Raw genomic sequence first — 16,154 nt, 5'->3', positions numbered from 1 at the left:
AATATATAAAATGAGGTGCTCCAATGTCGGTATTTAAAACTCAAGAAACGTACTGGGAAAACCTGTTTGATGAAGAAGACGGCCTAAGCGCATTCCCTTACTTTAAAGCAGCGGATAAAGCATCGTTGGCCCGTACCGGCTACCAGGAAAAATGCATCTGCCGCTCCTTATCTCCAGAAGTATCTCAAAGAATCATGACAATAGCGAATCATTCCGATATGGCGGCCTATCTGATTTTATTGGCGGGTATTGAATGCTTGTTATATAAATATACGGATCGAACGAGCCTGATTCTTGGCATTCCAACGGTATCGAAGCAAAAAGCCGGCCAGTCAGCCGTTAACAACATTGTCCTCTTAAAAAATACGCTTTCAAATGAGAGCACATTTAAAACCGTATTCGGGCAGCTGAAAGAAGCCGTTAATGATTCTCTGAAAAATCAAAACCTGCCGTTTAGAAAAATGGTCCGGCATCTGAGCGTGCAATACAATGACGAGCATATGCCTTTGATTCATACCGTCGTTTCGCTTAACGAAATTCATTCCTTGCAATTTAAAGAAGATACTGCAACCGATACGCTGTTTCACTTTGACTTGGAGAACAACGGGATTCATTTGAAGCTTTTTTATAACGGCAATCTGTACGATGAGCGCTATATTAATCAAATTGTATCCCATTTGGATCAGCTGCTGTCTGTGATCCTGTTTCAGCCTCAAGCCGCGATCCATACGGCAGAGATCTTACCGGAAGCGGAAAAACAGAAGCTATTGTTTGATTTTAACGACACCGTCAGAGATTTCTCCGGGAGCAGAACAGTCTATCAATTATTTGAAGAGCAGGCAGAAAGAACGCCTGAGCATGCGGCCGTCAAGTTTAAAAACGACCATTTGACGTACAGGGAACTGAATGAGAAGGCGAACCGTTTGGCAAGAACATTGCGTAATTGCGGGGTTCAACCCGATACGTTAGTCGCCATTCTCGCTGATCGTTCATTAGAGATGATCGTATCCATTATAGCCGTTTGGAAGGCAGGGGGCGCTTATGTGCCCCTGGATCCTGAATATCCAAAAGAGCGGCTTCAATATTTGCTTCATGATGCGGATGCAGACGTTCTCCTTGTTCAGCGTCATTTAAAAAACAGTCTCGCATTTGACGGCCCGGTGATTGATTTGAATGATGAAACATCATACCATGCCGATAGCTCATTGTTATCACCAGTAGCGGGACACAGCCATTTAGCCTATGTCATTTATACGTCGGGTACAACAGGAAAACCGAAAGGAGTCATGGTTGAACACGGCGGCATTGTGAACTCGCTTCAGTGGAAGAAGTCGTTTTTCAAGCATTCTCCGGCGGATCGCGTGCTTGTCTTGTACCCGTATGTTTTTGATGCGTTCATTTTAAACTTCTTCGGCCCGCTCATCTCGGGGGCAACTTTGCACCTTTTGCCTAATGAAGAGAATAAAGAAACATTCGCCATTCAAAATGCCATAAAACAAGAAAGAATTACCCATTTCTCAACATCTCCCCGTCTTCTGAAAACGATGATCGAACAGATGAACAGAGAGGATTTCATCCATGTTCAGCATGTTGTTGTAGGCGGTGAGCAGCTGGAAACAGCTACAGTTGAGAAGCTGCATTCTCTGCAGCCTCGCATTCGGATCAATAATGAATACGGACCGACAGAAAACAGCGTGGTATCTACATTTCACCCTGTTCAGTCCGCTGATGAACAGATCACAATCGGCAGCCCGGTGGCCAACCATCAAGCTTATATTTTAGGAGCGCACCATCAAATCCAGCCGATCGGCGTACCGGGAGAGCTGTATGTCGGAGGAGCGGGAGTGGCCCGCGGCTACCTCAATCGGCCTGAATTGACGGAGGAAAAATTTGTGGAGCATCTGCATGTCCCTGGTCAAAAGATGTATAAGACGGGGGATCTCGCCAGATGGATGCCAGATGGACGGATTGAATATTTAGGGCGGATTGATCATCAAGTAAAAATTCGCGGCTACCGGATTGAGATCGGCGAGGTAGAGGCAGCCATGTTCAATCTGGAAAACGTTCGTGAAGCCGCAGTCGTCGCGCAGGAAGACGCAGACGGGGCCAAACAATTGTATGCCTATTATGTCGGCGAGCCTTCTTTGACCGCTGCGCAGTTCAGAGAAGACTTATCCCGGGAACTGCCGAATTATATGATTCCCTCCCGCTTTATCCCTTTGGAACGCATTCCGCTCACTTCCAATGGGAAGATTGATCTGAAAGCTTTGCCTGCTGCTGACGAAAATACGCGGGCGGAATACGAATACATAGCCCCGCGGAACACAATAGAAGAACTGCTGGCGTCCATCTGGCAAGACGTATTAGGAGCAGAACGTATAGGAATTCTGGATAATTTCTTTGATTTTGGCGGAGATTCGATTAAATCAATTCAGGTGTCATCCAGATTGTATCAAGCCGGATACAAGGTTGATATGAAGCATTTGTTTAAACACCCCTCGATTGCTGAACTTAGTCAGTTTGTAGCGCCGGTCAGCAGGGTGGCTGATCAAGGAGAAGTGAATGGCGGAACCAAGCTGACCCCGATACAGCATTGGTTTTTTGAGCAAAAAATGCCGCATGCACACCATTACAATCAGGCCGTCATGTTATATTCGGCGGAAGGCTTTAAAGAGGGCCCGCTTCGCCGGACGATGGAACGGATCGCGTCGCATCACGATGCCTTGAGGATGATTTTTGAAAAAACGCCGGATGGATATGCTCCGCGAATTACAGGAACAGATGAAAGTGAACTATACCATCTGGAAGTGATGAATTATAAAAGGGAAACCGATCCGGCTCAAGCGATTGCCGATAAAGCGAATGAGATTCAAAGCAGCATGGTATTAGACAAAGGGCCATTGATGAAGCTCGGTTTGTTCCAATGTCCGGACGGAGATCATTTGCTGATTGCAATTCATCATTTGCTGATTGACGGAGTATCCTGGCGTATTTTACTCGAAGATTTTGCAAGCGGATATGAGCAGGCAGAACGCGGACAAACGATCCAGCTCCCGCAAAAAACAGACTCGTTTCCATTCTGGGCCGATCAATTGTCCAAATATGCGGCGGAAACCGATATGGAAGAGGAGATTGAGTATTGGACTGAGCTTTCAAGTATAAAGCCTCAGCCATTGCCTAAGGACACTATCAGCGAAGGATCGTTATTAAGAGACAGCGAAGAAGTGACGATTCAATGGACAAAAAAGGAAACGGAGCAATTATTAAAACATGCGAACCGCGCCTACAACACGGATATCAACGATCTGCTGCTGACTTCGTTAGGGCTGGCTGTTCACAAGTGGACAGGCACGGAAGACATTGTCGTGAATTTGGAAGGCCATGGGAGAGAACCGATTATTCCGGATGCTGACATTTCCCGCACGATAGGATGGTTCACAAGCCAGTACCCTGTCGTCCTGAGGATGGAAGCCGGAAAAAACCTGTCGCAGCGGATCAAGATCGTGAAAGAAGGGCTGCGCCGCATCCCTGAAAAAGGAATGAATTACAGCATCATCAAATATATATCCGGACATCCGGAAGCCGACAGCCTGCAGCTGAATCCGGAGATATCGTTTAACTATTTGGGACAATTTGACCAAGACCTGAAGCACCAGGCTTTGCGCATCTCGCCTTTTTCCACAGGGTTATCAATGAACGAAAACCAAGAGAGAACGGCCGTGCTTGATTTGAACGGTATGATTGCCGAAGGGACATTATCACTGACACTGAGCTACAGCAGCAAACAATACGAAAAATCTACTATGACGCAATTTGCCCGGGGGTTGAAAGAAAGTCTGCAAGAAGTCATTGCGCATTGCGTGAGCCGGCAGCAGACTTCTCTCACACCAAGTGACATCCTGTTAAAAGACATCTCAATCGACGAACTGGAACAGCTTTTGGAGCAGACGCGTGAATTAGGCGAAGCGGAAAATATTTATCCATTAACGCCGATGCAGAAGGGCATGCTGTTTCACAGCTTATTTGATCCGAATTCAGGTGCTTATTTTCAGCAAACGATGTTTGATCTGCATGGAGACCTGGAGATTGATTCATTTTCAAAAATCTTGGACGGCTTATCGCAAAAATATGATATTTTCCGCACGAATTTTTACAGAGGCTGGAAGGATCAGCCGCTCCAAATCATATTCAAAACCAAAAAAATCGGTTTTCAATTCAATGACATACGAGAGATGAAGGAATCACAAAAAGAAGCGATGATTCAGGAATATGCCAGAGAAGATAAGATGCGGGGGTTCGACTTAGAAAAAGGCGCGTTAATGCGGTTATTCATCCTTCGTACGGATGAAAAGACATACCGTTTTATCTGGAGTTTCCACCATATTTTGATGGACGGCTGGTGCCTGCCGCTTATTACAAAAGAAATATTCGAGAATTACTTTGCCTTGCTTCAGCAAAAGCAGCCTGAACAATCATCAATTACTCCATACAGTCAATATATTGAATGGCTCGGCCGGCAAGATGCGAAAGAGGCCGCGGCTTATTGGGATCAGTACTTGGAGGGATATGAGGAGCAAACCGGCCTTCCTAAAGATCACCATGCAGCGGAAGACGGACGATACGTTCCTGAAAAAGTGACGTGTGACATAAGCTCCGATCTCACTTCGAAAATGAAGCGGACGGCAGGCAAGCATCATGTCACGCTGAACACGCTGCTGCAGACGGCATGGGCGGTTTTGCTGCAGAAATATAACCGTAGCCGGGACGTTGTGTTTGGAAGTGTTGTATCCGGAAGACCTGCTGGAATTCCAAACGTGGAAACCATGATCGGCTTATTCATTAACACCATTCCCGTCCGGTTCCGATGTGAAGCCGGGACAACGTTTGCTGAGCTTATGAAAGAGGCGCAGGAAAGGGCTGTAGCGTCTCAACAATTTGAGACGCACCCGCTGTACGATATTCAAGCGCGTACAACGCAAAAGCAAGATTTAATTACACATTTAATGATATTCGAAAATTATCCGGTTGATCAGTATATGGAAAGTATTGGCCGTCAGAACGGAACATCCATCAAAATTTCCAACGTACAAATGGAAGAACAGACCAACTACGATTTTAATTTGACCGTTATACCGGGCGACGAGATGAACATCTCTTTTGAATACAATGCAAATGTGTATGATCGGGCAAGCATAGAGCGGGTTCGGGAACATTTCATGCAAATCCTGCATCAAGTCGTGACAAATGCGGATATCCGGGTGGATCAAGCGGAATTGTTAACGGAAGGCGAAAGAAGAACCCTTCTGCAGACGCTGAATGACACGGCCGCGCCGTTCCCGCAGACGCCGGTTCATCAATTATTTGAAGAGCAATCGCAGCGTACGCCCGATCAAGCAGCCGTCATTGATAAGGACAGGCAGCTCACGTACGGAGAGCTCAATAAGCGGGCCAACCGACTGGCGCGAACGTTAAGAGCGAAAGGAGTGCAGACGGATCAGCCTGTAGCCATCATCACAAGAAACAGCATCGAATCGGTGGTCGGAATCCTTGCCGTTTTAAAATCAGGCGGAGCCTATGTCCCTATAGATCCGGAATATCCGCAAGACCGCATCCGGTATATGCTGGATGACTCCCAAGCCGGAATCGTTTTAATGCAGCGGGATGTCAGGAAACAGCTTGCCTATGAAGGCGCCACGGTTTTACTGGATGATGAAAGTTCTTATCACCAAGATGACTCTGACCTTGCTCCGATAAATGATGTGAGCCATTTGGCATATGTCATTTATACGTCAGGTTCCACAGGCCGACCAAAAGGCGTACTAATCGAGCACGGAGGCTTGACCAATTATATTTGGTGGGCGAAAGAAGTTTATGTAAAAGGCGAGAAAGCCAACTTCCCATTGTATTCGTCCATTTCTTTTGATCTGACGGTGACTTCTATTTTCACGCCGCTTGTCACAGGCAATGCAATCATCGTCTATGACGGAGAGGATAAAACAGCTCTGCTTGAATCGATTGTGCGGGACCCGAGGGTGGATATCATTAAATTGACCCCGGCCCATTTGCAGGTTTTGAAAGAAATGAACATTGCCGATCAAACGGCTGTCCGAAGAATGATTGTGGGCGGGGAAAACTTAAGCACCCGGTTAGCCCGCAGCATTCATGAACAGTTCGAAGGCCGGATTGAAATATGCAATGAGTACGGACCGACGGAAACCGTTGTCGGCTGCATGATTTACCGTTACGATGCCGCAAAGGACAGACGGGAATCGGTACCGATCGGAACCGCTGCGGCAAACACGAGCATTTACGTTCTTGATGAGAATATGAAACCCGCACCGATCGGTGTCCCGGGAGAAATCTATATCAGCGGCGCCGGTGTGGCAAGAGGATATTTGAACCGTCCCGAATTAACGGCAGAGAAATTTGTCGATGACCCGTTTGAGCCCGGAGCCAAGATGTATAAGACCGGAGATTTGGCGAAGTGGCTGGCGGACGGAAACATTGAATATGCGGGCAGAATAGATGAACAAGTGAAAATCAGAGGCTATCGTATCGAATTAGGCGAGATCGAGGCGGCACTGCTTCAAGAAGAAGCGATCAAGGAAGCTGTCGTTACAGCCAGAGAGGATGTCCACGGATTTAAACAATTGTGTGCATATTACGTGAGCGGCGGACAAACAACGGCAGCCCGGCTCCGGAAACAATTGTCTCAAACCCTTGCAAGTTATATGGTTCCGGCTTATTTTATCGAGCTTGATGAAATGCCTTTAACTTCTAACGGAAAAATAAACAAAAAAGGGCTGCCGGCTCCGGATTACGAACTGCAGGACAGAGCAGAGTTTAAAGCTCCCCGAACAAAAGCTGAAGAAATATTAGTTTCTGCCTGGGAATCGGTATTAGGCGCTGAAAACGTCAGTATTCTTGATAATTTCTTTGACCTTGGCGGAGATTCTATTAAATCCATTCAAGTATCCTCCAGATTAAATCAGCAAGGATACAAAATGGAAATCAAAGACTTGTTTCAATATGCAACAGTTGCTGAATTGAGTCCGCATATCAAGCAGAATCTGCGTATAGCCGATCAAGGTGAGGTCAAAGGAAAAGTCAGCCTGACTCCTATTCAGCATTGGTTTTTCGAACAAACAACAACAGATCAGCATTATTATAATCAAGCCGTCATGCTGCATGCGCCGGAAGGTTTTCAGGAAACGCAGCTTCGTCAAACCCTGCAAAAGCTTGCTGAACATCACGATGCGCTCCGCATGACGTTCCGGACTACGGAAAATGGCTGCGAGGCACAGAATGAAGAAATCGCCCAAAGCGGACTGTACCGCTTAGAAGTCCTGAATCTGAAAGAAGATCCCGATCCGGGGCGTACAATTGAAGCCAAGGCTGATGAGATACAAAGCAGTATGCGTTTAAGTGATGGGCCGTTAATGAAAGCCGGGTTGTTTCAATGCGCAAATGGAGATCATCTGCTCATTGCCATCCATCATTTGATTATAGACGGGATTTCATGGCGCATTTTACTGGAAGATATCGTTAGCGGCTACAAGCAAGCCGAGAACGGGCGAGTGATTCAACTGCCGCAAAAAACAGACTCTTTCCAATTATGGGCTAAGAGACTGTCAGAATACGCGCAAAGTGAAACCATAAAACAAGAACAGGAATATTGGACAAAGATCGAACAAACCGAAGTCAAACCGCTGCCTAAAGATTTTCATGAAACCCATACAACTGCAAAAGACAGTGAAACAGCAACTGTGGAATGGACGAAAGAGGAAACGGATCTGCTATTAAAACAAGCGAATCGCGCTTATAACACGGAAATAAACGATTTGCTTTTAACTTCTCTCGGTCTTTCCATATCGCATTGGTCAGGACTGGAACAAATTCCGATTCATTTAGAGGGACACGGCAGAGAACAGATTATACAAGATATAGATATCTCCCGCACGGTCGGGTGGTTTACAAGTCTGTATCCGGTTGTGCTGCACGCGCAGCCGGGCAAAGAAATCTCTGATTATATCAAGACGACCAAAGAAGGATTGCGCCAAATTCCGCATAAAGGGATCGGATATGGAATAGCAAGGTACTTAAGCGGCGGAATGCCATCGAAACTCAATCCTGAGATCAGCTTTAACTACCTGGGACAGTTTGACCAAGATTTACAGCAGCATGGGGTTCAATTATCTTCTTATTCTTGCGGTTCAGACTCAAGCGGAAATCAAGAAAGACCGTATGTATTGAATATAAACGGAATGATCACCGAGGGCCGGCTGAAGCTTACGATCAGCTTCAGCAGCAAACAGTACGCAAAAGAAACGATCATGCGGTTATCGGAAACGATTCAAAGCCGCCTGCGGACCATCATTACGCATTGCGTTCATAAAGAACAATCGGAACTGACGCCAAGCGATATTTTGTTAAAGGGCATGTCCATTGACGAATTGGATCAGCTCCTCATTCAACTGCCGCATGCAGGTGAGGTTGAAAACGTGTATCCGCTCACTCCGATGCAGAAAGGAATGCTCTTCCACAGCCTGCTGGACGAGGCCTCAAGTTCTTATTTTGAACAAGCATCGTTTGATTTGCAGGGAGAGTTAAAGATTGATTGGTTTAAAGCAAGCCTTGAACGATTATTTGAAACATACGCCGTGCTCAGAACCCGTTTTTACAGCGGCTGGAACGATACTCCTTTACAAATTGTCTATAAAACGCAAACACCGCAAATTCATTTTACAGATTTGCGTGACATAGAGGAGCACCTGCGAGAGGATGTAACCGCAGCCTATCAAAGAGAAGACAAGGCAAAAGGATTTGACTTGGCTCGGGATCCGTTGATGCGCATAGCGATTTTCCGGATGGAAGACCGCAAATATCATTTGATTTGGAGCTTCCATCATATTGTGATGGATGGCTGGTGCCTGTCTCTTATCACGAAGGAAGTGTTTGATCATTATCGCGCCTTACAGGAAGGCAGGGAACCAGAACCGCCATCGGCAGCTCCTTACAGCGACTATATCGAATGGCTTGACCGCCAAGATCAGGGAGCGGCAAAGGGGTACTGGAGCGGGTATCTTGAAGGATATAAAGGTGAAACCACGCTTCTTCATAAAATAGCGCAGCATGAACAAAAAGAATACGCTTATGCCAATGTGATCTGCCAATTTAATCACGAACAGACAAAACAATTACAGCAGATCGCAAATCAGCATCAGGTTACATTAAATACGTTGATCCAAACGTTATGGGGAGTATTATTACAGAAATACAGCGGGTCCGCAGACGTTGTCTTCGGTAGTGTCGTGTCGGGAAGGCCGGCGGAAATTCCTGATGTGGAACAGATGATCGGCCTGTTCATCAATACGATTCCGGTTCGCATCCGCTGCGATGAGGACAGCACTTTTGCTGATACGATGCAAATGGTTCAACAAAACGCGCTGGCTTCCCAATCGTACGATACCTATCCTTTATACGAAATTCAGGCCCAAACGGAACAAAAGCAAAACTTAATTGATCATATCATGATCTTTGAAAATTATCCGATAGAGCAGCAAGTCGAAGAGGGCCATGATGCTGCGGATTTAAATATCGTGAATTTCCATATAGAAGAACATACCCATTACGATTTTAATGTAGTTGTCATCCCTGGCGAACAACTCACCGTTCATTTTAGTTTTAACCGAAATGAATATGAACAATCAGAGGCAGAGCGGATTCGCGGACATTTTGAACAGCTTATGCAGCAAGTACTGCAGCTGCCGTCTGTCAAAATAGAAGAAATGGAACTTCTGACGCAGCAAGAAAAAGAACAGCTGCACAGCCGTTTTCAGTCTAACGAAATGCATTACCCACGTGAACAAACGATTCATCAGCTGTTCGAGGAACAAGCACTCCGGACGCCGGACCATGAGGCGGTTATATTCGAGGAGCAGCGTATGACATACCTTGAGTTAAATGAACGGGCCAATCAACTAGCACGCACTTTACGAGCTGAAGGCCTACAGGCCGACCAGCTTGTTGCGATCATGGCTGAGCGTTCTCTAGAAATGATGGTCGGGATTTATGCAATTCTGAAAGCGGGAGGCGCTTATGTGCCTATCGACCCGGATTACCCGGAGGAACGCATCCGCTACATCCTTGAAGATTCAGGAGCGACCCTGTTGCTGTCACAGCGTCACGTGAAAGAACGGGTTGCTTTTGCAGGAACGGTCATCGATCTCGATGATACTTCCGTTTACGATGATGATGTTTCTAACTTGGAGCCGCTGTCCGGTGCGGGCGATAGGGCATATGTAATCTACACGTCCGGATCGACCGGCAAGCCCAAGGGGGTTATGGTTGAACATCGTCCGGTTATAAACCGGTTGATGTGGATGCAAAAGGCTTATCCGATCGGCAGCGGCGATACGATTTTACAAAAGACAGCGATCACCTTCGACGTCTCGGTATGGGAGCTGTTCTGGTGGGCTTTGACCGGTGCGAAGGTGTGCCTGCTTCCGCTCGGCGGAGAGAAAGACCCTGAAGTGATTTGGAACACAATAGAAGAGCAAAGTATCACGACAATGCATTTCGTCCCGGCGATGCTGCACGCCTTCCTGAAGTTTGCGGAAACACAGACGGCGAGCGGACAGACAAGCAAGCTGCGTACATTGCGGCAAGTGTTTGCAAGCGGCGAGGCATTAATGCCGGCACATACGTCAAGATTTCATCGGCTTATTACGCCTGTGAACGGCGCCCAACTGATCAACCTGTACGGCCCGACGGAAGCAACGGTCGATGTGTCGTACTTCAACTGCGAAGCGAACCAAGCGTATGCATCAGTACCGATCGGCAAGCCGATCTCGAATATACAGCTGTATATGATGGCACCGGGATCAATGCGTCTACAGCCAGTCGGAGTACCGGGAGAGCTTTGTATCGCAGGCGACGGACTGGCGAGGGGGTACCTGAACCGTCCTGAGCTGACTGCGGAGAAGTTCGCGGATCATCCGTTCGAACCCGGCAAACGGATGTACCGGACGGGCGATCTGGCGAGATGGCTGCCGGACGGTAACATCGAATATTTGGGCCGGATCGATCATCAGGTGAAAATTCGAGGATACAGGATCGAACTCGGCGAGGTGGAAGCTCAGCTCTTAAAGATAGAGTCGGTACAGGAAGCAGTAGTCACCGCTCTTGAAGACGGAGACGGAGAAAAGCAGCTATGCGCATACTTTTCAGCGAACACCGAGCTGATGGTGAGCGAGCTGCGAATAGCGCTGTCGCAGGAACTGCCGGGGTATATGATCCCGTCGTACTTTATCCAACTGGAGCGTTTGCCGTTAACGGCAAACGGAAAAGTCGACCGCAAAGCATTGCCAGCACCAGAAGGAGGCGTGCAAACAGGGATCGAATACGCTGCTCCCCGTACAGCGGCGGAAGCGCAGCTGGCGCATATCTGGCAAGAGGTGCTCGGACTTCCGCGTATCGGCGTGAAAGACAATTTCTTCGACATCGGCGGTCACTCGCTGCGGGCAACGACTCTGACGGCGAAGCTGCACAAAGAGATGGGGGTCAGCCTGCCGCTGCGGGAAGTGTTCCGGTCGCCAACAATTGAAGAAATGGCAGAAACGATTACCGGAATGAAACACACGGCATATACATCTATCCCGACCGTTGAAGCAAAAGAATACTATGCCGTCTCCTCGGCGCAGAAACGGCTGTACATTTTGAATCAGCTGAAAGGCGGAGAGCTGAGCTACAACATGCCGAGTGTCATGAGAGCCGATGGAGCTCTGGATCGGGAACTTGTCGAGAAGGCGATCCGCAAGCTGATTCAGCGCCATGAAACGCTGCGTACCGGCTTTGAACTAATAGATGGAGAACCGGTGCAGCGGATTTATGACGACGTCCAATTTGCAGTGGAATTCACTCAGGCGAAAGAAGAACAGGCGGAAGCCCTCGTTCATGGATTTGTGCGGGCATTTGACTTGGAGAAAGCGCCGCTGCTGCGGGTAGGACTGATCGAGCTTGCAAAAGACCGCCATTTGCTGCTGTTTGACATGCATCATATCATTTCAGACGGCGTATCTATCAAGAATTTGATTGAAGAGTTCGTTTCATTATATGAAGGAAAAGAATTGCCGCCATTAAGAGTTCAGTATAAAGATTATGCGGCGTGGCAGCTGTCGGATATGCAAAGCGAACGGATGAAGAAACAGGAAGCGTACTGGCTGGATGTGTTCAGCGGAGAGGTTCCGGTGCTGGATATGCCAACCGACTACGGAAGACCGGCTGCGCGGAGCTTTGAAGGAGGACAAATCGAGTTTGTCATCGGGCCGGAGTTGACGGAACAGCTGAAAGGCTTGGCGGTGAAGAGCGAAAGCACGCTGTACATGGTGCTGCTGGCTGCTTATACGACCATGCTTGCCAAATACAGCGGGCAAGAAGACATCGTAGTAGGCAGTCCGATTGCCGGAAGAACCCATTCGGATTTGGAAAACTTAATCGGCATGTTCGTGGGCACGCTGGCGATACGAACGAATCCGGTCGGGGAAAAAACATTCCGGGAATACGTGCAGGAAGTCAAAGAGCATACATTAAAAGCGTATGAAAACCAGGAGTATCCATTCGACGAACTGGTGGACAAGCTGAATGTGTCCCGGGATTTCAGCCGCCATCCGCTGTTTGACACGATGTTCATATGGCAAAACACAGAACGGGGAGAATTGAGCCTCGATGATGTGCGTTTTACCCCTTATCCGGACAACCATGCGATGGCGAAGTTCGACCTGACGTTCCAAGCGGCAGAAAACGAAGACGGAATTACAGGTATGATCAGTTACGCGTCAGCGCTGTACAAGCAGGAAACTGCGGAACGCATGGCAAAGCACTTCATCCAATTGATCGAGGAGATTGCGAATGACCCGCAGGCGCCGCTTTCATCGCTGGAGATGATCACCGCGAAGGAGAAAGAGCAGATTGTGGAGAGATGGGGCCAACCGGCGATAGACTGCCCAAGGGACAAAACAATTCACCAATTGTTCGAGGAGCAGGCGGAGCGCACGCCGGAACATACGGCCGCAGTTTACGAGAAAAGCCGATTCACATACCGTGAGCTGAATGAGCGGGCCAACCGCCTGGCGCGGATTTTAAGAAGCGAAGGCGTGCAGCCTGACCAGCCTGTGGGTATTCTGACAGAACGTTCTCTGGAAATGATCGTGGGGATTATGGCGATCCTGAAAGCCGGGGGCGCGTATGTGCCGATGGATCCGGACAGCCCGCAGGAACGCATCCGCTATATTCTGGAGGATTCAGGAGCAAAGGTTCTGCTGGCACAGCCCCATTTACAAGATCGTGTATCGTTTGCCGGAGAGATTTTACTGCTGAATGACGAACGAATGAACAGCGGGGACGGCTCGAATCTGGTGACGGCAGCCGGACCGGATCACTTGGCGTATGTGATTTACACATCAGGCACAACCGGCAAGCCAAAAGGCACGCTGATTGAGCATCGCCAGGTCCTTCATTTGATGGAGGGGCTCCGCGGACAAGTGTACGGTGCTTATGATTTGGGATTGCGTGTGTCTCTGTTGGCACCGTACTATTTCGACGCATCGGTCAAGCAAATTTTCGCGGCACTGTTAGGGGGACATGCACTGTATATCGTCCCTAAAGCATCAGTATCAGACGGTTATGCCTTGTCAAACTATTATCGCACCCACCGCATTGACGTAACAGACGGAACACCTTCACATTTGCAATTGCTTATCGCTGCAGACAGCCTTCATGGGGTAACGATCCGGCACATGCTTATTGGAGGAGAGGCGCTCCCGCAGGCGACGGTGGCGCAATTGCTTGAATTGTTCGCATCGAACGGGTCATCAATGCCGCTCATAACCAATGTATACGGTCCGACGGAAACCTGTGTGGATGCATCGGTCTTTCATATCATACCGGGGACATTGGCATCCGCTGACGACGGCGGTTACGTGCCGATCGGCAAACCGCTGGGCAACAACCGTGTGTATATTGTTGATTCCCATGATCGGATGCTGCCTATAGGTGTAAAGGGTGAGCTGTGCATCGCCGGAGACGGAGTAGGACGAGGGTATCTGAACTTGCCTGAATTAACGGGTGAAAAGTTTGTGGCCGATCCGTTTGTAATCGGAGAGCGGATGTATAAAACAGGCGACCTTGCCCGTTACCTGCCGGATGGAAACATTGAATATGCCGGAAGAAAGGATCATCAGGTTAAAATTCGCGGTTACCGGATCGAACTTGGCGAGGTGGAAGCCGCTCTTCTCAACATCGATCATGTACAAGAAGCGGTGATCCTGGCCAGAGAAAATGCAGAGGGGCAAAGCGATTTGTATGCCTATTTTACAGGGGAGAAGTCACTGCCGATCAATCAGCTTAAAGAAAAACTCTCCGATCAAATACCAGGCTACATGGTTCCTCCATACCTGATGCAACTGGAGCAAATGCCGTTAACCTCCAATGGAAAAGTGAATCGCAGCGCGTTACCGCTGCCTGAAGCAGGCTTGCAGACCGGGATTGACTATGTTGCTCCAAGGACAAAGCCGGAAGAGCAGCTGGTTCACATCTGGAAAGAAGTATTGAAGGTAGAACAAGTCAGCGTCAAAGATAACTTTTTCGATCTCGGCGGGCATTCGTTACGGGGGATGACGCTCGTTACCAAGATCCATAAGCAATTCGACAAAAGCATTTCATTGAGAGAAGTGTTTCAATACCCGACGATTGAAGAAATGGCGAGGGTCATTGCAGGTGCGGAAACCAGCGGACCGGATGAAATCCCTGTTGCAGAAGCCAAAGATGTTTATCCTGTATCTTCTGTGCAAAAGATGGTTTACCTGTCTACACAAATTGAAGGCGGAGAACTAAGTTACAACATGCCGGGGATTTTGACATTGGAAGGCAGGATGGACATGAATCGTTTACAATCTGCGTTCCAAAGTCTGATCCAGCGCCATGAATCGCTACGAACCGGATTTGAAATGATCCGCGGAGAGCTGGTGCAGGTAATCAAGCCGCAGACGGATTTCTCTATAGAAAGGTACAAAGCAGCTGATGAAGAGGTCGAGGAGCTGTTCCGCAATTTCGTGCGGCCTTTCGATCTCAGTCAGGCTCCATTGCTTCGGGCCGGACTCATCGAATTAGAACAGGACAGATATGTTTTCATGTTTGACATGCATCATATCGTTTCAGACGGCGCTTCTATGAATATTTTTGTTGAAGAACTGATTCAATTGTATGACGGCAAAGAATTAACCCCGCTCCGGATTCAATACAAAGATTACACTGTATGGCAGCAGCAGGCGGAGCAGAGGGAACGCATCAAGAGGCAGGAGAACTATTGGCTGAACGTATTTCATGAGGAACTCCCGCCATTTGAGCTGCCGAAAGATTTTGCCAGACCGCGAATTCGAAGCTTTGAAGGCAAGCGATACAATTTCGCTCTCGATGAGAACGTGGTCCAGGGTATAAAACAGATGGAAGAATTGACCGGATCGACCGCTTACATGATCTTGCTGTCAGCCTATAACATACTGCTGGCCAAATACAGCGGTCAGGAAGATATCGTCGTCGGTACGCCTATTGCGGGAAGAATGCATGAAGATTTACAGCATATTATCGGGATGTTTGTGAATACGCTGGCCATCCGTACGGCCCCGGCTGGAGAAAAGACCTTTATGGACTATGTAACGGAAACAAAAGAAACGATGCTGAAAGCTTATGAAAATCAAGAATATCCTTTTGAAGAATTAGTTGAGAAATTGGGAGTGAAACGGGACTTAAGCCGTAATCCGTTATTCGATACGATGTTTGTTCTGCAAAATACGGAACAAACGGATATCGAATTGGACTCTCTCGCGGTCAGACCATATGAACAAACAAATACGGCGGCCAAATTTGATTTACAGCTGACCTTCGTGATGAATCCGTACGAGATACAAGGAAGCTTTGAGTACTGCACGAAGCTGTTCAAACAGAAAACCATCGCTACGCTGAGCAAGGATTACGCCATGATTCTGTCGGCGATCATAAAAGACCCATCGATTCCTTTAAAAGAAATTCAATTAAGTGAGAAAGTAAACAAAAGTGAACACTTTGCAAGCGAAATCGAATTGAATTTCTAAAAACGG

Annotated in this window: 1 protein-coding gene; it reads left to right on the top strand. The window is 47.9% G+C overall.

The annotated features are described in order from the left end of the window. Positions 1 to 23: 23 nt before the first annotated feature. Positions 24 to 16,148, top strand: coding sequence for a non-ribosomal peptide synthase/polyketide synthase (locus SB724_RS04770; RefSeq protein WP_410570258.1), 16,125 nt, complete (start codon positions 24 to 26; stop codon positions 16,146 to 16,148). Positions 16,149 to 16,154: the final 6 nt, after the last annotated feature.

The organism is Bacillus sp. SIMBA_031 (assembly GCF_046535225.1).
Lineage (GTDB): Bacteria > Bacillota > Bacilli > Bacillales > Bacillaceae > Bacillus > Bacillus velezensis.
Note: the sequence above shows the minus strand (reverse complement) of the source record. Positions and strands in the feature narration are given on the sequence as shown.

Coding starts and splice junctions, on each gene's coding strand:
- SB724_RS04770 (WP_410570258.1), top strand. CDS start 24: ATGTCGGTATTTAAAACTCAAGAAACGTACTGGGAAAACCTGTTTGAT.